The sequence below is a fragment of the Streptomyces sp. S465 genome, assembly GCF_026898115.1.
GTDB classification, from domain to species: Bacteria; Actinomycetota; Actinomycetes; order Streptomycetales; family Streptomycetaceae; genus Streptomyces; species Streptomyces luomodiensis.
Genome location: NZ_CP114036.1, coordinates 4,325,426 through 4,345,140, shown reverse-complemented (window position 1 = coordinate 4,345,140; position 19,715 = coordinate 4,325,426). Strand labels below are relative to the sequence as shown.

Genomic DNA, 19,715 nt, shown 5'->3' with positions numbered 1-19,715 from the left:
GCCGCGCCGAAGGACCCGGCTATCGATAACGTCGAATTGGAATTGCCGGGTGCGGATAGCGGTGCTATTCCGGTCGATGTGCTGTTTCCGCCGACGCGCCGTTCCCGTCCGCCGAGTCCGCCGAGTCCGCCGTGGTCCGCCGATGTCTGCCGTGGTCTGCCGAACGGCACATTCCGCACCGGCCGGGATCCCCCGGTACCTGCCGATCGGTGGATGTGCCGGCCCGTCCCGTTCCGTCACGCTGAGAGCGGACCGACGGAGGAGACCATCATGACGATGACCACCGACCAGGACCTGGCTTCCCCGCAGCCCGCCGACGGCGCGGTCGGGCCGGGCCCACGCCCCTCGCGGCTGGTCCGCTGGGCGGCGCACGCCGTGCCGTTCACCCTGCTGCCCACCGGGCTGTGGAGATGCGCGATGGGGTTCGGCGTGCCGCTCGGCTTCGCCCCGACCTCGGACCTGCACGAGAGCCAGTTCCCGAGCTGGATGACGCTGTACGTCATCGCGCTCAGCCTGTTCGCCGAGGGGCTCGGGCTGCTCACGCTCGGCCTGGTGCGGCCCTGGGGCGAGGTCGTGCCGCGCTGGATCCCGTTCCTGGGCGGCAAGCGGATTCCGGTGCTGTGCGCGGTGATCCCGGCTTCCCTCGGCGCGCTCGCCGTCACCTTCATCACCATCGTCGGCGCCTTCACCTGGAACGCCCCGGAGAACCTGGCCGAGATCAGCGATCCGTACGGCCCGTTCTACTGGCTCCAGACCGCCTGTTACGCACCCCTGCTGGCCTGGGGGCCGCTGCTGGGCGTGGTCACCGTCGCGTACTACCGGCGTCGCCGAGCGGCAGAACGGCGGCCGTCCGCCAGCCTCCCCGCGCGTCCGGACCCGCGCTGAACGTGCCGCCGAGCGCCTCGATCCGCTCGGTCAGGCCCAGCAGCCCCTGCCCGCCCCGGCGGCCGTCCTCGCCGAGGAGGCCGCCGGAGCCCGAGCTGATCGCCTCGGCGCCGTTGATGACGCTGACGGCCAGCGCGTGCCCCTCCGCCCCGTTCCCCCGGCCGTCGGACGGCTCCAGCGCCACCCTGACCCGTACGGTGGCCGCCGTACGGGCGTGCCGGCGGACGTTGGTGAGCGCCTCCACCACCATCCGGTGCGCGGTGCTGGCCACTTCGCGCGGGATGCGGGCGATCGCCTCGGCGGTCAGCTCCAGTTCGAGCCCCACATCGGCCCGCCCCGAGGAGCGGAACCGCTCCACCACATCGGTGATGTCCTCCAGCCCGTACGCCCGCGGCCGGTCCTCCGACTCGTCGCCCTCGGCACCGGCGCTGTCGCTCAGCATCCGCACCGTACGGTCCATCGAGCCGAGAGCCTGCTGACCGGCCGCCTCGATCTGCTGGAGCAGCGGCATGACCCGCTCCGGCTGGTCGGCCCCCACCAGCTGCGCGGCCTGGGCGAGCACCACGATGCCCGAGATGTCATGGGCGACGAAGTCGTGCAGGTCCCGGGCGAGTTCGAGGCGCTGACTGCGGCGCGCCTCCCGCACCGAACTCAGCCGCCGTACGTCCAGCGCGCGGAGGTACCCCCCGACCACGGCCGCCACGATGACCCCGAAACCCATGAACGCGCACTGGCCGCACGCCTCCAGAAACGTGTCGTACGTCCCCACCCGCAGGATCACCGTCGAGCCCGACACCGACAACAGCACCACCAGCGGAGCCCCTTGCGGCGCGGGCGCGAACCGGGCCACGACGAACACCAGCGCCATCACCGCGGCGAACTCCACCAGCATCAGCAGACCGATCGGCGACTCCTCACCCGCGTCCCCGGTCAGCAGCGTCCCCAGCACGGAGACCAGGGCCACCGCCCCGGCCGTCGCGCTGAGCCGCGGTCGCGTCCGCGGCCACCAGCCGACCGTCACCAGCGTGGCCCCGACCGCCACCACCAGGGACGCGGCCGCCGCCCATCCGGCCCGGGGCCCGGCCGCCACCCCGCCCACCACCGCACCTCCGGCGGCGACCCCGCACACCACCTTCCGCACTCCCCGCCACGACCCGCGCCCGCTCTCCCCGCCCATGGCCTCTCCCCCCGCGCTTGTCCCACCCCGTCGTGCCCCGTGGCCGGGTTGTGCCCAGGGGACGTGCCCGCAGGGTAGCCGCCGGAGGCCGCCGGAAGCGGCCGGACACCGCCGACCACGCCCCCTTCCGGGCCGGGCGGCACCCCGGTTCGCGGAATTCGATATGGCGTGGACAGCCACCCGCCACCCGTGGGAGGACTGCCGGGAAGCCACCCCCTACGGGACGCCAGGGAGATGCTTGCCGATGGGCGCGCGGAGCCACGAGGGCCAGGCCGAGTTGGACCGGATACTGCCGCGCTGGCATTTCCGGGAGGTCCACCAGGTGTGTGTCGCGGCGCCGGCCGAGGCCGTGCTGCGGGCGGTGTGGGAGACCACCTGGGGGGAGGCGCCGATCGCCCGCGCGCTGGTGGCGCTGACCCGGGCCGATGTGCGCAAGGACCGGCGGATCGTCAGGGACTTCCTCGGCGGGATGGGGGAGACGCTGAACGCCGGAGGCGGCGAGGTCGTGTTCGTGGGCGTGGACACGCTGGAGGACCGGCCACGGCCCGAGGGCAGCGCGGTGGAGCTGGTCCGGGAATGCGCGGAACCGGGGCTGCTGAAGATGGTGATGAACGTGCGCTTCCGCGAGGGAGTGCTCAGCACGGAGACCCGGGTGTACGCCACCGATGACCGCACCCGGCGCCGCTTCCGCCCGTACTGGCTGGCCGTCCGTGCCGGGAGCGGCCTGACCCGGACATCAATGCTCCGCGCCATCCGCCGCCGGGCCCTTCGGGGGGTGGGCTGACCGGCGTCGGGGTGGCGTGGCCGGTCGGCGGGGTCTTGTGGGTGGCGGGTTGGCCCGCGCGTGGGCGCCGGGCGGGGTGGGTGGTCCGCCGCCGGATCTTCCGGGGTGCGGGCCGGCCCGCGCGCGGGCGGGGCGGCTGGGGTGTGTGGGGCGGGCGATCCGCCACCGGGCCCTTCGGGCAGCGGCCGCCGCGCGGACGCGCTGGACACCGCGCGGCAGCCGCTACGGCGCGGGGCCGGGGCTTCGGCGCGGGGACCGGGCTTCAAGCACGGGACGGGGGCTGCAACGCCGCGCGCTATGGCGCGGGGGACGGGGTCGCTCACGCGGGCGCCGGGGTTACTAGTGGCTCGGCTCGGATGGTTGACGCGGTAATTGATCGGCTGTCGGTCTCCGGGCAGGGCAGGAATTCCTCGGCCTGCTCAAGGCCTTCGCGCCCGCTGGCCCGGGGAGAAGCTCTGCGTCGTACTGGACAGCTTCTCCCCGCACAAGCACCCGAACATCCGGGCATGGGCCGCGGCCCACCAAGTCGAGCTGGTCTACCTGCCAGACGAACTTCGCCCCCGACTCACCCATCCGCACCTGGACCCATTACCCGGCCAAGGCTGCGTGACAAGCCACTAACCTATGTGGCCGGCAAGCCACTCCAGAATGCGGTCCGGGTCTTTCTGGAAGTGCAGGTATCCGTCCCAGCGACGCGTGGTGCCGTAGATCCAGAACAGCTCCTTCGGCACGTCCGAGGGGATGGCGTCGAACATGGACTGGACATCGGCCGGCCGCGTCATGAGGTCGTCGTGGACCTGGTAGACGAGCGTCGGCACCCGGACGCTGCCGGCCGCGCCGGTCTCGACCGGGGACATCTCGTCGAGGCCGAAGCTGGTGCGGAGTCTGATCAGCCGGTCCAGCTCCTCCATCCGCTCGGCCGGGATGCAGCGCCGCTCGAGCGTTCGCTCCAGAACCGCGCGCGGCGACAGCGGCTGGCACGCGACCAGGCAGCAGACGTCCGTGAACTCCTGCGGGGCCCGCTGCATCGCGAACAGCGTGGCGTCGGCGCCCAGGCAGCGGCTGAACAGCGCGATCCGCGCCCCGCGCAGGTCAGGACGCGACCGCACATACCGCAGGGACCCCACGACGTCGCGCGACTCGAATCTGCCGCTGGTGGTCACGCCACCGTTGGCGGCGCCGCTGAGGCCGAAGTTGCGCAGGTCGTAGGCGAGGACGTGGTAGCCGGCGGCGTGCAGGAGCGCGATGTCCGGCACGAAGTCGACCTCGATGTCATTGCCGGTCTCGCCGTGGACCGACCGCCAGGGCTCCAGATGGGACGGCAGCCCCGAACGACTGAAGAAGCGCGGATGGTTGACGATCACGATTCGGTCGGAGCCGGGGGCCGGCACGAACCAGCCTTCAAGGGGAACCCCGTCCTCGGAGGGGAACGTGACGTCCTCGAAGTCCAGCCCGTGCTCGGCGGGGGAGTGCAGCACGGGCGAGCGTGGCGAGGTGCTGAAACGGTCGGCGATGGCTTCGAGCATGTCAGGCTCCCGTACGTGTCATGCCGCCGTCGACGTGCAGGATCTGGCCGGTGATGAAGTCGGCGTCGTCGGATACCAGGAAGCCCAGGGCGTTACCGAGGTCCGCCGCGACCGACTGGCGCTTGATGGTCTGCAGGGCCGTCACACGGGCGAAGACCTCGTCGGTTGTCGGGCCGTTGGGCCGGGCCCGGCCCAGGAAGCCCTGGGTCGCCACCAGGCCGGGTGCTATCGCGTTGACCGTGATGCCGCTGTCGCCGAGTTCGTTGGCGAGCGCCCGGGTCAGCACGTGCACGGTGCCCTTGCTGGTCATGTACGCGAGGTCGCGGTTCTGGGTCAGGGTGATGCCCGAGCCGGTATTGACGATGCGCCCCCACCCCGCGGCCCGCATCCCCGGCGCGAACGCCCGAGCGAAGAGCAGGATCGACTCGACGTTGACCGCCTGCACCTTGCGCCACAGCTCGATCGACAGGTGCTCCAGGTCGGTGAAGGGGAAGATGCCGGCATTGTTGACGAGGATGTCGCAGCGCCCGTACCGGTCGAGGACCGTGCGGGTCACGGCGTCGACCTGCGACGGCTCACTGATATCGCACATCAGTCCCAGCTTGTCGCCGCCGCCCGGCAGCTCGCTCACGGCGTCCACCGGGTCGTCGATGTCGACGGCGACCACGTGCGCGCCGTCCGCGGCGAGCCGCCGGCAGTATGCGTATCCGATGCCCCGGGCCGCCCCAGTCACCACCGCCGTCTTTCCGTCAAGCGCCACGGGTGAACTCCAGTCCGATCTGGGTGGCGAGCGAAAAGTAGTCCTCCAGGTGCCAGGTCCGCACGATGCGGCCGTCGACCACCTGGTGGAAGTCGGCCGCCCGGAACTCGACCTCGCGGCCGGTGCCCTCGACACCGAGCAGCTCGCCGGTGTGCTTCCCGCGGCTGACCGCCCGCACTGCGACCATGTCCCGGTTCACGACGACGTGCTCGATCTCGACGGTCAGGTCACTGAACACACCACGAAGGTGAGCAATGCTCGCCTTCCACCCCTCTGGGCCGCCCCCGGCGCGCAGGGCCGGGACGGCCTCCCAGCCGGCGGCGAGGGCCTCATCGACCAGCGCGCTGTCACCGGTGGAGAGTGCCTCGTAGAAACGCCGGACCGCGATTTCATTGTCGTTTGCCATGGATTTCACGGTAGGGACGCAGACTCTCGGTCATCAAAGACCTGTTCCGGAACACGTCATACCATTCAGGCATGACAGATCTCGACATTCGGCTGGTGCGCTACTTCACCACCGTCGCGTCACATCTGCACTACGGCCGAGCCGCGGCCGAGCTGCACATCGCGCAGCCGTCGCTGAGCCGGCAGATCAGCCAGCTCGAGGCCCAGGTGGGTGCGCGGCTTTTCGACCGGACGCGACAAGGCACGCGGCTCACCGAAGCGGGAGAGGCCTTCCTCCCTCACGCACGCGCCTTGGTGCGCTCGGCCCGGCAGGCCACGGCCGCCGCCCGGGCCGCCGCGCGGCCTACCCGGATCACCGTCGGCTACACCGCGGGCCTGATCGTCACCCCGGTGGTGCGGAATCTGCGGCACAAACACCCCGACGCCGATGTACGTACGCTGCACCTGAACTGGAACGAGCCGCGCCAGGCCCTGCTCGACCGGCGGGTCGACGCGGCGATCACCCGGCTGCCGCTGCAGACCGACGGCCTGGACGTGACGGTCCTCTACGACGAGCCGAAGATGCTGCTCGTACCGGTCGGGCACCGGCTGGCGGGCAAGGAGTCGGTCACGCTCGACGACATCGAGGGGGAGCCGATCCCCCGCTTCCCGGATCCGGAATGGGACGCGTACTGGCGCATCGACCCGCGGCCGGGAGGCCGCCCCGCACCCGACGGACCCTCGGTCGAGACCATTGAGGACAAGCTCGAATACATAGCCGCCGGACAGGCCGTGGCCATCATCCCGGCCGCCCTGCACACCGGCGGCACCCGACCCGACCTCACCACCATCCCGCTACACGGCGTCGAACCGAGCCACATCGTCGTGGCAACCCGGGCCGCGGACAGCAGCCGACTGGTGGCCGCGTTCCGCATGTCGGCCGTGACTGCCTAAGCGGTTGATCACCTCAGAGGCTTATTGATCCGCTGCAGCTTGCGGCCTTCCTCCATACTCACCGGCCGGACGAACACACTCGCTCGACGTCCCACGACCACCTCCAAGATCAGGTCCTGAAGCCAGTCTGCTGACCGACGGAAGGCACGTCGATTGTCCGGTCAACGATGTGAGACGAGCCACTAGCGCGCCGATGGAACAGCAGCGCGGGGGGCGGGGTTGCGGCGCGCCGGCGGAACAGCAGCGCACGGGGGTCGGGGCTACCGCGCCGCCGACGGGGTCAGCGCGGCTACCGACTCGGGTAGGCGGGCCCATACCTCGGGGGTGTAGAAGTGCCCGCCCGGCAGCTCGTCGGCCCGGAACTCCCCGGCGGCCAGGGGGCGCCAGCGGTCGGCCGGGGCGTCGAGGTCGTCGTCCGCGCCGTACAGCACCTGGAGCGGTGTGCGCACCGCGAGGCCCTCGCGGTAGCGGTAGCCGTCGGAGAGCCGCAGATCGGCGCGGAAGACCTCCAGCGCCATCGCGCACAGATCGGGCTCCCCCAGCACCTCGGGGGCGAGCTGGCCCACCGTGCTCATCCAGGTCAGGAGCTGCTCGTCGGTGTCGCTCGCGCGCGGGCTCCGGCGGCTCTTCTCGGCCCAGCGGGTGGGGGAGTCGGAGGCGGAGACCACCAGAGCCTGTGGCGGGGTGCCGGCGCCCGCCTCGAGCCGGCACGTCAGCTCGAAGCCGACCCAGGCGCCCATGCTGTGCCCCAGCAGGACGTACGGACGCGTCGCGGCGACGGCCCGGACGGCGGTCAGCGCGTCCTCGACCAGCGCGTTCCAGTCGGCCGCGAACGGCACGGTGTATCGGCCCTCGCGGCCGGGGTAGCAGTACAAGGCCAGTTCCACGTCCGGCGGCAGGGCCTCGGCCCAGGGCCGGAAGGAGGCCGTACCGCCGCCGCAGAAGCTCAGGCACAGCAGGGTCCGGTCGGCGGCTGGGCGGGGAAGCGGATGGAACAGTGCCCGGGACACCGGCGACTCCTCGGCGGTGGACAGCGGTTGGCCCGGTCACGGTACCGCCCCGGTTCCCGGCCGGTGCCCGGAGCCGAGAATTTCTTGATGGCCCGAAGTCACGGTGCGTGGTAGCGCGGTCGGGCTGGGTGACGCCGCGACGTCCGCCGCGGGGGTCGTGCTGCGCCGAACATCCCTTTTCTCGCGTTCCCGGCTGAGGGCGGAACGCGCGGGCCGGGCGTTGGCAACGCTTTATCAAATTCTTCTCATTGCAATCTCTCACGCCCCTCCCGTCGCTCGTCGCCAAAGAAGCTTGTGGGCCGGAATCACGGCTGCCTATGGTCGGTCCGAAATGGGCGAGCACCCCTGGAAGGGAAGCTGATGGCTAATCCATTCGAGGACGACGGGGCCGACTACTACGTCCTGGTGAACGACGAGGGACAGCATTCCCTGTGGCCCGCCTTCGCCGAGATACCGGCCGGCTGGAAGTCCGTTCACGGCCTTGCCCCGCGGCAGCAATGCCTCGACTACATCAACGAGAACTGGACCGACATGCGGCCGCGCAGCCTCGCCGAGGCCATGGCGGCGGACGGGTCCTGAAGGCACGGACCGGCCGCACCGCACCGCACCGGGCCACACAGCACAGCACAGCAACGCGTCAACGAAACCGTGGATGAGGAGAAAACCGGCATGGCCACGATCACTGCGGAGCTCCAGGCGACCATCAAGGAGATCGTCTGCGACATTCTCGAACTGGAAGAGGACGAGGTCACCGACACCAGCCTCTTCATCGATGACCACGGCGCCGACTCACTCCGGGCCATCGAGATCCTCGCCTCCCTGGAGAAGGAGTTCAAGATCACCATTGACCAGTCCGAGCTGAGCGAAATGGTGAATCTGGAAAAGGTCTACCAGGTGGTGGCGGAGGCCCCCAGCCGGTAACCGGCCCGTGGCCGCCGAGTCAAAAGGGAAGTCACCATGTCCGAATCACGTCCCGGTGCCGACGCGGTGAAACGCCGTGTGGTGCTCACCGGTTTCGGCGTCATTTCCAGTATCGGGATCGGCGCCGCCGATTTCACCCGGAGCCTGCGGGAGGGGCGCAGCGGAGTCAGCCCCATCTCGGTGTTCGACGTCGAGGGCTTCGCACACGGCAACGGGTGTGAGGTCAGGGGGTTCGCCCCCGAGCAGTGGATCACCAGTACCCCCGTCGAGGAGCTCGGACGGGCCAGCCGGTTCGCCGTGGCGGCGGCCCGGATGGCCGTCCAGGACGCGGGACTCGACCCCGCGTGGCTGGGCGACCGGCGGGGACTGGTCTCCGTGGGCACCACGGACGGTGAGTCCTTCGAACTCGACCAGCTGGTGGCGACCGAACTCGCCGAGGGCCCCGAGCGGATGGACCGGCAGACGGTGCGCCGGGTGCCAGCCGCCCGGCTGTCCACCGCCATCGCACAGGAGCTCCAGCTCACCGACGTCGAGGCGCTGACGATCGCGACCGCCTGTTCCGCGGGCAACTACTCGATCGGCTACGGCTTCGACGCGGTGAGCTCCGGAGAGGTCGAGTACGCCCTGTGCGGCGGCGCGGACGCGATGTGCCGCAAGACCTTCACCGGCTTCTACCGGCTGGGCACCATCGCGCCCGAGTGCTGCCAGCCCTTCGATGTGAACCGCAAGGGCATCCTCACCGGCGAGGGCGCCGGGGTGCTGGTGCTGGAGAGCCTGGAGTCGGCGCTGGCGCGCGGCGCCCGTATCTACGCCGAGGTGCTCGGCTACGGCCTCAACTGCGACGCCTACCACCAGGTGGCGCCCAACGGGGACAGCGTCGCCGCGTGCATGGAGCTCGCCCTGAACAACGCCGGGGTCAAACCGGAAGAGGTCGACCTGATCTCGGCCCACGGCACCGGCACCAAGGCCAATGACATCACCGAGTCCCGGGCGATCCGCCAGGTCTTCGATGCCGCGACACCGCGCACCATCTCCCTGAAGTCCATGCTGGGACACACCATGGGCGCCGCCAGCGCCCTGGGCGCGATCGCCTGCGGACTCGCCATCACCCACGGCTTCATCCCGCCGACCATCAACCACACGGTGACCGACCCCGAGTGCGAGATCGACTGCGTGCCCAACCAGGCCGTCGACGCCGATCTGCGGGTCGTCCAGAACAACGGCCTGGCCTTCGGCGGCAACAACGCCATCGTCATCCTCGGCAAGTACGAGGGCGACGAGGAGGCCGAGCAGGCCAAGGAAGCCAGGGGAGCCGAGCAGGCCGAGGCCGGCAGCGGGACCCCGGCGGGATCGCGGAGCGGCTCATGAGCTTCCCGATCACCGGTATCGGCGCCATCGCCAGCATCGGCGACGACCCCGACGAGATCTTCGCGTCCCTGTGCGAGGGCCGCAGCGGCATCGGGCCGCTGCGCGGCTTCGACGAGCGGCGGTTCACCGCACGGCAGCTCTTCGAGATCGACGACCGCACCGGCGACGGCGACGAACCCGGCCGCGCCACCCGCTTCCTGATGGAGGCGGTGCGCCAGGCCGCCGCGGACGCCGGGCTCCCCGACGACCTCGGCGGGGTCCCGGTGCTGGTCGGCACCGGGCTGCGGGAGCTGCGCTCGCTGGAGCTGTGGTGGCGCGACGGCGTCCCCTTCACCGCGGACGGCCTCGACTTCGGGCCCGCGCTGCGCCGCCGCTTCGGCGCGTACGACACCCACACCTTCGCCGGTGCCTGCTCCGCCTCGCTCTACGCGCTGGCGCTCGGCTGGGACCTGCTGGCACAGGGCGAGACCGACACGGTGATCGTGGCCGGCTGCGACACGGTGACCGAGTCCATGTTCGGCCTCGCCGACCGGGTGCAGTTCGACCCGCCGCCGCAGGTGCGCCCCTTCGACCGGGACCGGCAGGGGACCATCCTCGGCGAGGGCGCCGCGGCGATCGTGCTGCGCCGCGAGCCGGCGGCCGGGCGTCCGGTCCGCGGCTGGCTGCGCTCGGTCGCGGTCAACTGCGACGCCTACCACCAGACCGCGCCCGACGCGGACGGGGTGCGGGCCTCCATCGAACAGGCCCAGCGGGCGGCGGGCAGCCGCCCCGAGGACATCGACCTGGTGGTGCTGCACGCCACCGGAACGCCGCTCAACGACCGCACCGAGGCGGAGGCGGTGGCCGAGGTGTTCAAGGGCGCCTCCCCCGCCTTCACCGGGATCAAGGCACTGACCGGGCACACCTCCGGCTCCGCCGGGCTGATGAGCCTGATCGTGGCGCTCCGGTCGGTCGAGAGCGGCCGGATACCGCCGATCGCCAACCTCACCGAGCCGCTGCCCGAGGGCGAGGGGCTGCGGCTGGTCAGTGACCGTCCGCTCACCGCACCGGTCCGGGTGGCCCAGGTCAACGGCTTCGGCTTCGGCGGCGTCAACGCCGTCGCGATCGTGGCGGGTGCGGCATGACGGCGGCAGCGACGACGGCGACAGCGACAACATCAGCGGCGGCGACGGCCGTGGCGGTCACGGGCGTCGGGGTCGTCCTGCCCGGACTGAACGAGCCCGGCGGGCTGCGGCACGGCCCGGTGGCCGGTGCGGACCCGGTGGATCCGGCCGCCCTCATCGGCAAGAAGGGGCTGCGGTTCAAGGACCGCGCCACTCAGCTGGGGCTGTGCATGGCCGCGGCCGCGCTGACCGACGCCGGACTCCTCGGCCCGCGGGGGCTGCTCGTCCCCGGTGACCGGGTGGGGGTGGTGGTCAGCTCCAACCTGGGCAACGCCGATACGGTCTGCCGGGCGGTGGCGACCATCGCCGAGGAGAACACCGGCGCGCTGAGCCCGATGGACACGCCCAACGCGTCCAGCAACATCATCGCCTCCGAGATCGCGATCCGCTTCGGGCTGCGCGGACCGAACCTCACCGTGTGCAACGGCGTCACCTCGGGCCTCGACGCGCTGCGCTGGGCCCGCCTGACGCTGCGTTCGGGCCGGGCCGACCACATGGTGGTGGCCGGCGTGGAGCCGGACAACGACGTCACCCGGCGGCTCACCGGCGCGCGGATGGTCGACGGCGGGGCGGCCGTGGTGGTCAGCCGGTCGGACGCGGCGGGCGCCGCCGCGCCCCGGGTGCTGCTCGGCCCCTCGTTCCGTACCGAGAAGCTGCCCGACTGCGTCGCCGCCCTGGCCGACGCCGTCCCGGGCCCGGCCCGGGACGCGGCCGCCGGGCTGTGGCTCGGCCCGGACCCGTCCGCCGTCCCGCCCGGGGGCGAGACGGCCGACCTCTCCGGCTGGGGCGACTGCTCGGGCGCGCTGGGGCTGCTGCACTGCGCCACCGCCGTCGCCTGGGCCGACTCCGGCCGTACCGAACCGGTCTACGCGCTGCTCGGCGGCGCCGGCGGGGAAGCGAGCGGCACGGTCTGGATCCCGGTGGAGCGTGCGGCGTGAAGCGGATCGTCCTGCTGCACGGGCTCGGCAACAGCAGCGGCATCTGGACCGGGCTGGCCGCCCATTGGCGTCCCGATGTGCGGATCCACGCTCCCGACCTGCCGTGGAACGGCACGGGGATCGCGGCATGGCGCCATGAGCGGGACTCGGCCCGGCTGGTCGAGGAGGTCCTGGCGGCCACTCCGGGCGGCGGCGCGGACCTGGTGGTCGCGCACTCCTTCAGCTCGGTGCTGCTGCTGGAGCTGCTCGCCCGCCGGGCGCTGGCCGGGAACCCCCTCGACGTGCCCGGTGTGGTGCTGGTGAACCCCTTCTACCGGCGGGCCGCGGACGACTTCGAGTGGGGCATGATGGCGCCCCTGCTGGACAGCTTTCCGCAGACCATGTCGGAGGGCATCCGGCTCCAGTCCGGCGACCGCCCGATCCAGCCGGAGCTGCGGGCCGACATCGCCCGGCGGCTGTGCGAATGGGTCGGCCCGTACGGCTGGCTGCGCTTCCTGGACGCCTACCTCGGCACCCCGCTGATCCGCGTGGCCGCGATCGACACCCCGTGCCTGGTGATCGGCGGAGACCGGGACGCCACCGCCGACGTCGCCCAGGCCCGCACGCTCGCCGCCGAACTGCCCCGCGGCCGGGTGCGCGTCCTGCCCGGCGGCGGCCACTTCCCGATGCTGGAGCGGCCCGCGTGGTTCACCGGCGTCCTGCACGACTTCCTCGACCGCTGCGACCTCAGCCCGGTGGCCGGCACCTGAACCCGGCGACGGAAACGACCCCTGAACGAAGGAGACTGCGATGGGACCGGTGCCAGACCCGGCCGTGTCGGCCCTGCTGGACGCTGCGACCACCGTGCGGCTGCGCCCGGTGTTCGAAGGCAACAACATCAGCTACGCGATCGGCTTCAAGCACATCAACTACGTCGCCGAAGCGGCCGTGCTGAACCACTTCCGGGTGGCCGGGCTTCCCGTCGGCGAGCTCTACCAGCGCTACGGCCTCGGCTTCGAGGTCGTCGAGCTGCGCTCGCGGCTCGGCGCGCTGCTCGCGGTGGACGACGAGGTCGAGGCGGAGGTGACCCCCGCCACCAAGGCCGACGCCGGTGAACTCACCTTCAAGGTGGCGCTCTTCGTCCAGCGCGACGGCCGGCGGGTCAAATGCGCCGGCTCCACGGTGCGGGTGGTGCTGCGGATCGACGGCCACATCGAGGCGTCCGAGGCGTACCCCGCCGGGCTCGCCCGGTTCGCCGTCGAGCGGCTGGGCACCGGCGAACGCCGCGAACTGGCCGTGACCCCGCGCCCGTACGGCGGCTTCGCCGAGGGCCGCGGCACCACCGGCACCTCGGACCCGGTCCTGGCCCAGCTGATCGGCGAGGACAACGCGTTCGGCTGGCGCTGGCGGATGCCGTACTTCTACTGCCACTTCAACGAGCGGGTGCAGATGTCCGGCTTCCTGCGCGTGATGGAGGAGGCCGAGGACCTCTTCCTCGCCGACCGGGGCCTGGCCATCAAGGAGGTGCTGGACGGCCGCGGCTGGATCCCCGTCGTCACCCAGTCCCGTATCCGGCTGCTCGACGAGACGGTGATGGAGGAGGAGCTCTACACCGTCTACACCATCGAGGACATCTTCAAGAGCCTGCTCTACACGGCGCGGATGGACTGCTACGTGATCCGCGACGGCGCGCTGGTGCACACCGCCACCGGCACCATCACCCACGGCTACCTCACCGAGCACGCCCCCAACCAGTGGTCCATGGCCACCCTCGACGAGGCGACCGTCGAGGCCCTCAGCAGCCCGAAGGGGGTCCGGTCATGACCGCCGCGGCGGCCCCCGCCGCCACCCGGCCGGTGATCTCGGCGTGGTCGGCGGTCTCCCCGTACGGCCTGGGCGCCCAGGCGCTCGTGGACGGGCTCCGCTCGGGCCGGTCCACCGCCGCCCCGGTGGACACCGCCCGCTGGGGCGTACCCGAGGGCCCGGCCCATCTGGTACCCGGCTTCGAGACCCGCCAGGTGCTGGGCAAGAAGGGCACCCGCTCGATGGACCGGGTGACCGGTCTCGCGGTCAGCGTGGTCGGCGGACTGCTGGACCAGCCGGAGGCCGACCGGGAACGGGAGACCGGGGAGCGGGCCGCGCTGGTGCTCGGCACCACGACCGGCAGCGCCGAGTCCATGATGGACTTCACCCGCACCTCCCTCCTGGGTGAGGCGCCGTTCGACGTCGACCCGGCCGTGATGCCCAACGCGGTGATGAACTGCGCGGCCGGACAGTGCTCCATCTGGTACGGCATCCGGGGCCCCAACACCACGCTCGCCCAGGGCCGCACCGCCGGACTCGCGGCGCTCCACTACTCCACCCGGCTGCTGTCCTCGGGGCGGGCGGGGTCGGTGCTGTGCACCGCCGCCGAGGAGTTCTCCCGGGCCCGCTACTGGCTCGAGCGCCACAGCCGGGCCGCCGAGGCCGGCGACGCCGGGTACGACGCGGAGGTGGCGCTGGGCGAGGGCGCGGCGGCGCTGCTGGTCCAGCGGCCGGACACGCTCAGCCCCGCCCGCCCGGCGCTCGCCGAGGTCCTCGCGGTCCGCACCCGCGTCGCCACCGGAGACCGGGTGCGGCCGGTGCTGGAGGCGTGTGTCGCCTCCGCCCTGGAGGCCGCGGGCGCCCGGCCGCACGACGTGTGGGCGGCCAGCCCCGGCGACGCGCCCGGCCGCCTGGGCGCGTGCGAACGACAGGCGCTGACCGCGCTGTTCGGCACGGAGGCGGTGGAGCGGGTGCCCGGAGTGGGCCGGCTCGGCGATGTCTCGGCGGCCTCGGCCACCTTCCAGATCGCCTTCCTGCTGGCGACGGCCGCACTGTCCGACGAGGCGGCGGGCCGTCTGGCCGTCATCACCTCGGCCGACCGCGACGGCTCCCTGGCCTGCGCGGTCCTGAGGCTGGTGGCACCGTGAACGGGCCGGTGGGTGTGGTGAACACGGTGAGCGCTGCCGTGCCGGAGGGCGGCGGTGCCGCTCCCCGCGAGGTGAGCCCGGCGGGGGCGGCGGTCGCCGACGGGGCTGCCGGGGTGAGCCCCGTGGCGGCGCGGATGACGGTCACCGGCGCGCTCGAGGACGGGCGCGCCACGGCCCGCGTCGCGGTCGACGCCTCGGAGCCGGTCTTCGCGGGACACTACCCCGACTTCCCGATCTTCCCCGGGGTCTGCGTCGTGGAGTGCGCCCACCGCGCCGCGCTGTCCACCGCGCCGGAGCCGGTCGCGCTCGCGGCCGTGGACTCGGCACGGTTCAGCGGTGCGGTCTACCCGGGCGACGTCATCGACCTCCGCCTCACCTGGCGGCGCCGGGGCGACGGCTGGCGCTGCTCGGCGTCGGCCTCGACCGCACGCGGTGAGGCCGCCTCCGTACGGCTGCGCTACCGGCCCGCCGGGCAGCCGCCCGAGCCGGCGGCCGGACCCGAACCGGCGGCCGCGCCCGAACCGATGGCGGCGGCGGCCCCGGCGTCCGCACCCGCCGTCGCCGATCTGCTGCCGCACCGCTATCCGATGCTGCTGGTGGACCGGGTGGTGGAGCTGGTGCCCGGAGAGCGGGTCACCGCGGTCAAGGCCGTCACGCTCAACGAGCCCTGGTACGCCGGGCTCACACCGGGGGCCGGGCTCGCCTACCCCCCGTCCCTGGTGATCGAGTCCTGGGGGCAGGCGGCGGGGCTGCTGGCCTCGGCGGACTCCCCGGAGAGCCGCGGCCAGGTGATGCTCTTCGGCTCCGTGGCCGACGCCGCGTTCCACAGCCCGGTCCGGCCCGGGGAGCTGATCGAGCACCGGGTCCGCATCGCGCGTTCGCTCGGCGACTCGGTGATCTTCGAGGGCGAGAGCCGCTGCGGCTCCCGTCCGGTGATGTCCGTGGCGCGCATGGTGATGGCCTTCCGCCCGGCCGGCGCGCTCAAGGAGGCGACTTCATGACACAGGATCCGCATCGGCCCGAAGGCCGTCCCGTCGCGCTGATCAGCGGCGGCTCACGCGGCATCGGCCGGGCCACGGTGCTGCGGCTCGCCGAGGACGGCTACGACGTGAGCTTCTGCTACCACTCCCGCCCCGAGGCCGCCGAACTCCTCGCCAAGGAGGCGGAGGCACTGGGCGCCAGGGTGCTCGCCGAGCGCGTGGACGTCTCGGAGGCCGCGCCCGTACGCGCCTGGGTGGCCCGCACCGAGCAGGAGCTGGGCCCCGTGGAGGTCGCCGTCACCTCGGCCGGCATCACCCGCGACAAGGCGATGGTGATGATGAGCGACGAGGACTGGGGCTCGGTGGTCGCCACCAATCTCGACGGGGTCTTCCACGTCTGCCGCTCGGTCGGCTTCTCCATGATGAAGCGCCGCTCCGGCAGCATCGTCAACATCTCCTCGGTGGCCGGGGTGCACGGCAACGCCACCCAGACCAACTACGCCGCCTCCAAGGCCGGGATCATCGGGTTCTCCCGGTCCCTGGCCAAGGAGATCGGCCGCTACGGCGTGCGGGTCAACGTCGTCGCGCCCGGTTTCATCGACACCGACATGGTCGCGGCCGTGAGCGAGAAGGCGCGCGGCGCGGCGCTCGCCACCGTGGCCCTGGGCCGCATGGGCACCCCGGAGGAAGTCGCCGAACTGGTGGGCTTCCTGGCCGGGAACCGCGCCGGCTACATCACCGGATCCGTTTTCCAGATCGACGGGGGAATCGTGCTGTGAGCCGTAAGAAGAAACATCCTCGATGGTATTTCTCGCTGCGCAGCCCGTATTCGTGGTTCGCGTACCGCGACCTGAGCGAGCGCTATCCCGACGTCCTCGACGCGATCGAGTGGATCCCGTACTGGGAGCCGGACGCGGTGTCCGAGAAGCTGCTGGCCGACCAGGGCGTCACCCTGCCCGTGGTGCCGATGTCGCGGGCCAAGAACTTCTACATCCTGCGCGACGCCCGCCGCTGGGCGCACGCCCGCGGCTGGCGGGTCACCTGGCCGGTGGACCGGGCGCCGCACTGGGAGGTCTCCCACCTGGCGTACCTCGCCGCCGAGGAGGCGGGCCGGGGCCGGGAGTTCGTCGCCGCCGCCTACCGGGCCCGCTGGCACCGGGGCCTGGACCTCGCCGAGCGCGGCACCATCACCCTGATCGCCGACGAGCTGGGCCTCGACCCGGGGATCGCGGACTCGGTGGACGACGACCGGCTGCGCGCCAAGGGCGTGGAGTGCCTGGCCGCCGCGTACCACGACGACGCCTTCGGGGTGCCGTACTTCGTCAACGGCCGGGAGGGCTTCTGGGGCGCCGAGCGGGTCTCCGCCTTCGTCGCCTCGGTGCGCGGCACCACCTGGGACGGCCGTTCGGACGCCCCGTTCGACCGCTCTTCGGGAGACCTCGCCCCAGACCTCTCCTCGGCAGGCCGTCCGTCGGAAGACCCCTCCTCGGCACCGGCCGTCGCCGGGACCCGGCCGGAAGGGGCGTCCCGATGACCGACGAGCCCCGGGTGACCGCCGAACCCCAGCGCATCGTGCCCCGCTGGTCCTTCGCGACCGAGCCGCGCACCGCCGAGCTGTCCCGCCCCCTGCCCGCCCGCCTGGTGGCCGCCGCCCGGCTGGTGTCCCGCCGTACCGGTACCAGCTGGCAGGCCGTCGCGCTCGCCGCGCACGCCGTGGTGCTCTCGGCGCTCAGCGGCGAACCCGAACTGATCGCCGGGTACGTGGCGGACACCGCCACCGCCCCGGCCGGCCGCCGGGTCGAGGTCACCACCCTGACCTGGCGCGAGCTGCTGCGCGCCGTCGACGCGTCCCCGTCCGCCCACGACCCGGCGTACGACACGGCCTACGAGACGGTCCTGGACCTCGGCGGCGGCCACACCCCGCCCGAGGGGTCCCCCGTCGTGCTGACCGTGTCCTTCGACCCCGCCACCCGCACCCTCCGGCTGCGCCACCGCGTCGATGTGCTGAACGCCGAGGCGGCCGACCGGATCGCCGGCTACCACCTGACGGCGCTGGCCCGGCTGGTGGCCGAGCCGGACGCGCCCTGCCGGGCCCGCACCCTGCTCTCCGACGAGGAGCTGCGCCACCAGATCACCGGCCTGTCGGGGCCCGAACGCGCCCTGCCGGACCGGCGGTTCCACGAGCTGTTCGAGGCGCAGGTGGCCGCCCGCCCCGAGGAGAGCGCCGCCGTCCACGCCGGTACGAGCTGGACCTACGCGGAACTCAACGCCCGCGCCAACCGGATCGCCCATGCGCTGCTCGCCCGCGAGCTGGCCCCCGAGGCCGTCGTCGCCGTCGTCACCGAGCGCAATCTGCACTGGATGGCCGCGGTCATCGGCGTGTTCAAGGCGGGCGCCGCGTATCTGCCCATCGAACCGCAGGCCCCCGCCGACCGGATGGCCCGCACCCTGGTCCGGGCCGACTGCCGGCTGGTGCTCACCGAGCCCGGTGGCCCCGGCCACCTCCAGCAGGCCGCGCCCGAGGGCCTGGAGCTGCTGACGGTCCAGGACGCCTGGGCGGAGGGACGGCCGGACACCGACCCGGGCCTCGTCATCGGCCCCGACCGGCTGGCGTACCTCTACTTCACCTCGGGTTCCACGGGGGAGCCCAAGGGCGCGATGTGCGAGCACGCCGGGTTCGTCAACCACCTCTACGCCAAGATCGACGACCAGTCGATCGGTGCGGGGCAGGTGGTGGCGCAGACCGCCCCGCAGTCCTTCGACATCTCGCTGTGGCAGCTGGTGGCGGCGCTGGTGGTGGGTGGCCGCACGCTCATCGTGGAGCAGGAGGCGGTGCTCGACGTCGACCGCTATCTCGACACCATCGAGCGCGGCGAGGTCGCGGTGCTCCAGGCCGTGCCCTCCTATCTCGAGGTGGTGCTGTCCCGGCTGGAGAACCGGCCGCGTGACCTGCCCGCGCTGCGCTGTGTGTCGGTCACCGGCGAGGCGCTCAAGAAGGAGCTGACCGTCCGCTGGTTCGCCCGCTTCCCGGGCATCGCGCTGATGAACGCCTACGGGCTCACCGAGACCAGCGACGACACCAACCACGAGGTGATGACGGGCGTGCCCGAGCGGGACTCGGTCCCGCTGGGCCCACCGGTCGGCAATGTCACCGTGTACGTGGTGGACGAGAACCTCCAGCCGGTGCCGCTGGGCGCCCCCGGCGAGATCGTCTTCTCCGGGGTCTGCGTGGGGCGCGGCTATGTCAACGACCCCGAGCGCACCGCCCAGGCGTTCGGCACCGATCCGCACCGCCCCGGCAACCGGCTCTACCGCTCCGGCGACTTCGGCCGCTGGCTCCCGGAGGGCAAGCTGGAGTTCCTCGGCCGCCGGGACGCGCAGGTCAAGATCCGGGGCTTCCGGATCGAGATCGGCGAGATCGAGAACCAGCTGCTGAAGCTGGACGCGGTCCGGGACGCGGCGGTGGTGGTCGTGGAGACCCCGGACGCCGGAAAGCACCTGGTCGGCTTCCAGGCCGGCTCCGCCGAGTCCTCCGACGGCCTGCGTGAACAGCTCCGCGCGGTGCTGCCCGCCTATATGGTGCCGCACCGGATCGAGCGCCTGGCGGCGCTGCCCTTGACCGGCAACGGGAAGATCGACAAGAAGGCGCTGCGCGCCGTGGCCGCCGACCTCGACGCCCCCGCCGGGGACGCCGTCCGGGAGGCCCCGCGCACCGCCACCGAGCGCCGGCTGGCGCGGGCGTGGGCCGAGGTGCTGCGGCTGCCCGACGAGGAGATCGGGCGGAACGAGAACTTCTTCGACCGGGGCGGCACCTCGCTCTCGGCGGTGCGGCTGGTGGTCCGGATGGAGCGCGGCTTCACCCTGCGCGACATCCACCAGCGCCCCGTGCTCGCCGAGCTGGCCGAACTGATCGACGCCCGCAACGACACGTGAGG

20 protein-coding genes are annotated in these 19,715 nt (G+C 72.5%); 15 read left to right on the top strand and 5 right to left on the bottom strand.

The genetic code is table 11. The features are described 5' to 3' along the window. Window positions 1-270 precede the first annotated feature (270 nt). On the top strand, window positions 271-885 hold the full coding sequence (locus N6H00_RS18320; protein WP_268972837.1) for a hypothetical protein: 615 nt from the start codon (window positions 271-273) through the stop codon (window positions 883-885). Here the strand turns inward: N6H00_RS18320 and N6H00_RS18315 are convergent. Then, the gene (locus tag N6H00_RS18315) at window positions 803-2,062 is read right to left on the bottom strand and encodes a sensor histidine kinase (RefSeq protein ID WP_268972836.1); all 1,260 of its coding nucleotides are present in this window, start codon (window positions 2,060-2,062) and stop codon (window positions 803-805) included. The two genes, N6H00_RS18320 and N6H00_RS18315, sit on opposite strands and share 83 nt — an antisense overlap. 244 nt (window positions 2,063-2,306) lie before the next feature. Between N6H00_RS18315 and N6H00_RS18310 the strand changes: the two genes are divergently transcribed. Next, a complete protein-coding gene (locus N6H00_RS18310) occupies window positions 2,307-2,846 on the top strand; it encodes a hypothetical protein (protein ID WP_268972835.1) in 540 nt (179 codons plus the stop codon). Window positions 2,847-3,463: 617 nt separating this feature from the next. Here the strand turns inward: N6H00_RS18310 and N6H00_RS18305 are convergent. The 3 genes from N6H00_RS18305 to N6H00_RS18295 are packed head-to-tail and all read right to left on the bottom strand — an operon-like array spanning window position 3,464 to window position 5,538. Then, window positions 3,464-4,372 (bottom strand): alpha/beta hydrolase family protein, encoded by a 909-nt coding sequence (locus tag N6H00_RS18305; RefSeq protein ID WP_268972834.1) that lies wholly within the window; start codon window positions 4,370-4,372, stop codon window positions 3,464-3,466. Window position 4,373: 1 nt separating this feature from the next. After that, on the bottom strand, window positions 4,374-5,132 hold the full coding sequence (locus N6H00_RS18300) for an SDR family NAD(P)-dependent oxidoreductase (RefSeq protein WP_268972833.1): 759 nt from the start codon (window positions 5,130-5,132) through the stop codon (window positions 4,374-4,376). Further along, window positions 5,122-5,538, bottom strand: a complete 417-nt coding sequence (locus tag N6H00_RS18295) for an ester cyclase (RefSeq protein WP_268972832.1) — start codon at window positions 5,536-5,538, stop codon at window positions 5,122-5,124. Before N6H00_RS18295 ends, N6H00_RS18300 begins: the two co-directional genes overlap by 11 nt. Before the next feature lie 71 nt (window positions 5,539-5,609). Here N6H00_RS18295 and N6H00_RS18290 point away from each other — a divergent pair, with 71 nt between their 5' ends. After that, window positions 5,610-6,470 (top strand): LysR family transcriptional regulator, encoded by an 861-nt coding sequence (locus tag N6H00_RS18290; RefSeq protein WP_268972831.1) that lies wholly within the window; start codon window positions 5,610-5,612, stop codon window positions 6,468-6,470. 260 nt (window positions 6,471-6,730) lie between these two features. On the opposite strand, the gene N6H00_RS18285 is transcribed toward N6H00_RS18290, so the two are convergent. Beyond that, the gene (locus N6H00_RS18285; protein WP_268972830.1) at window positions 6,731-7,480 is read right to left on the bottom strand and encodes a thioesterase II family protein; all 750 of its coding nucleotides are present in this window, start codon (window positions 7,478-7,480) and stop codon (window positions 6,731-6,733) included. Window positions 7,481-7,840: 360 nt separating this feature from the next. On the opposite strand from N6H00_RS18285, the gene N6H00_RS18280 reads away from it, so the two are divergent. The 12 genes from N6H00_RS18280 to N6H00_RS18220 all read left to right on the top strand — a co-directional run bounded on the left by N6H00_RS18280 (window position 7,841) and on the right by N6H00_RS18220 (window position 19,713). Continuing rightward, window positions 7,841-8,059 (top strand): MbtH family protein, encoded by a 219-nt coding sequence (locus N6H00_RS18280; protein WP_311036324.1) that lies wholly within the window; start codon window positions 7,841-7,843, stop codon window positions 8,057-8,059. Window positions 8,060-8,149: 90 nt separating this feature from the next. Continuing rightward, window positions 8,150-8,401, top strand: a complete 252-nt coding sequence (locus tag N6H00_RS18275) for an acyl carrier protein (protein ID WP_268972829.1) — start codon at window positions 8,150-8,152, stop codon at window positions 8,399-8,401. Between the two features lie 36 nt (window positions 8,402-8,437). Further along, on the top strand, window positions 8,438-9,769 hold the full coding sequence (locus N6H00_RS18270; RefSeq protein ID WP_268972828.1) for a beta-ketoacyl-[acyl-carrier-protein] synthase family protein: 1,332 nt from the start codon (window positions 8,438-8,440) through the stop codon (window positions 9,767-9,769). Beyond that, window positions 9,766-10,893 (top strand): beta-ketoacyl synthase N-terminal-like domain-containing protein, encoded by a 1,128-nt coding sequence (locus N6H00_RS18265; protein ID WP_268972827.1) that lies wholly within the window; start codon window positions 9,766-9,768, stop codon window positions 10,891-10,893. The genes N6H00_RS18270 and N6H00_RS18265 overlap by 4 nt, the downstream gene beginning before the upstream one ends. Next, window positions 10,890-11,870: a beta-ketoacyl synthase N-terminal-like domain-containing protein gene (locus tag N6H00_RS18260; protein WP_268972826.1), complete on the top strand. Its 981-nt coding sequence runs from the start codon at window positions 10,890-10,892 to the stop codon at window positions 11,868-11,870. The genes N6H00_RS18265 and N6H00_RS18260 overlap by 4 nt, the downstream gene beginning before the upstream one ends. Next, window positions 11,867-12,619 carry an alpha/beta fold hydrolase gene (locus tag N6H00_RS18255; protein ID WP_268972825.1) on the top strand — a complete coding sequence of 251 codons (753 nt, stop codon included), beginning with the start codon at window positions 11,867-11,869 and terminating at the stop codon, window positions 12,617-12,619. The genes N6H00_RS18260 and N6H00_RS18255 overlap by 4 nt, the downstream gene beginning before the upstream one ends. A 40-nt stretch (window positions 12,620-12,659) precedes the next feature. Then, the gene (locus N6H00_RS18250) at window positions 12,660-13,673 is read left to right on the top strand and encodes a hypothetical protein (protein ID WP_268972823.1); all 1,014 of its coding nucleotides are present in this window, start codon (window positions 12,660-12,662) and stop codon (window positions 13,671-13,673) included. Then, window positions 13,670-14,800 carry a beta-ketoacyl synthase N-terminal-like domain-containing protein gene (locus N6H00_RS18245; protein WP_268972822.1) on the top strand — a complete coding sequence of 377 codons (1,131 nt, stop codon included), beginning with the start codon at window positions 13,670-13,672 and terminating at the stop codon, window positions 14,798-14,800. Before N6H00_RS18250 ends, N6H00_RS18245 begins: the two co-directional genes overlap by 4 nt. A 26-nt stretch (window positions 14,801-14,826) precedes the next feature. Continuing rightward, window positions 14,827-15,801 (top strand): 3-hydroxyacyl-ACP dehydratase FabZ family protein, encoded by a 975-nt coding sequence (locus tag N6H00_RS40180; RefSeq protein ID WP_329618539.1) that lies wholly within the window; start codon window positions 14,827-14,829, stop codon window positions 15,799-15,801. Continuing rightward, window positions 15,798-16,559, top strand: a complete 762-nt coding sequence (gene fabG, locus N6H00_RS18230; protein ID WP_268972821.1) for a 3-oxoacyl-ACP reductase FabG — start codon at window positions 15,798-15,800, stop codon at window positions 16,557-16,559. Before N6H00_RS40180 ends, fabG begins: the two co-directional genes overlap by 4 nt. Continuing rightward, window positions 16,556-17,314: a 2-hydroxychromene-2-carboxylate isomerase gene (locus tag N6H00_RS18225; protein ID WP_268972820.1), complete on the top strand. Its 759-nt coding sequence runs from the start codon at window positions 16,556-16,558 to the stop codon at window positions 17,312-17,314. The genes fabG and N6H00_RS18225 overlap by 4 nt, the downstream gene beginning before the upstream one ends. Then, on the top strand, window positions 17,311-19,713 hold the full coding sequence (locus N6H00_RS18220) for a non-ribosomal peptide synthetase (protein WP_268972819.1): 2,403 nt from the start codon (window positions 17,311-17,313) through the stop codon (window positions 19,711-19,713). The genes N6H00_RS18225 and N6H00_RS18220 overlap by 4 nt, the downstream gene beginning before the upstream one ends. Window positions 19,714-19,715: the final 2 nt, after the last annotated feature.

Coding starts and splice junctions, on each gene's coding strand:
- N6H00_RS18295 (WP_268972832.1), bottom strand. CDS start 5,538: ATGGCAAACGACAATGAAATCGCGGTCCGGCGTTTCTACGAGGCACTC.
- N6H00_RS18315 (WP_268972836.1), bottom strand. CDS start 2,062: ATGGGCGGGGAGAGCGGGCGCGGGTCGTGGCGGGGAGTGCGGAAGGTG.
- N6H00_RS18305 (WP_268972834.1), bottom strand. CDS start 4,372: ATGCTCGAAGCCATCGCCGACCGTTTCAGCACCTCGCCACGCTCGCCC.
- N6H00_RS18310 (WP_268972835.1), top strand. CDS start 2,307: ATGGGCGCGCGGAGCCACGAGGGCCAGGCCGAGTTGGACCGGATACTG.
- N6H00_RS18290 (WP_268972831.1), top strand. CDS start 5,610: ATGACAGATCTCGACATTCGGCTGGTGCGCTACTTCACCACCGTCGCG.
- N6H00_RS18250 (WP_268972823.1), top strand. CDS start 12,660: ATGGGACCGGTGCCAGACCCGGCCGTGTCGGCCCTGCTGGACGCTGCG.
- N6H00_RS18245 (WP_268972822.1), top strand. CDS start 13,670: ATGACCGCCGCGGCGGCCCCCGCCGCCACCCGGCCGGTGATCTCGGCG.
- N6H00_RS18275 (WP_268972829.1), top strand. CDS start 8,150: ATGGCCACGATCACTGCGGAGCTCCAGGCGACCATCAAGGAGATCGTC.
- fabG (WP_268972821.1), top strand. CDS start 15,798: ATGACACAGGATCCGCATCGGCCCGAAGGCCGTCCCGTCGCGCTGATC.
- N6H00_RS18265 (WP_268972827.1), top strand. CDS start 9,766: ATGAGCTTCCCGATCACCGGTATCGGCGCCATCGCCAGCATCGGCGAC.
- N6H00_RS18260 (WP_268972826.1), top strand. CDS start 10,890: ATGACGGCGGCAGCGACGACGGCGACAGCGACAACATCAGCGGCGGCG.
- N6H00_RS18220 (WP_268972819.1), top strand. CDS start 17,311: ATGACCGACGAGCCCCGGGTGACCGCCGAACCCCAGCGCATCGTGCCC.
- N6H00_RS18280 (WP_311036324.1), top strand. CDS start 7,841: ATGGCTAATCCATTCGAGGACGACGGGGCCGACTACTACGTCCTGGTG.
- N6H00_RS18270 (WP_268972828.1), top strand. CDS start 8,438: ATGTCCGAATCACGTCCCGGTGCCGACGCGGTGAAACGCCGTGTGGTG.
- N6H00_RS18320 (WP_268972837.1), top strand. CDS start 271: ATGACGATGACCACCGACCAGGACCTGGCTTCCCCGCAGCCCGCCGAC.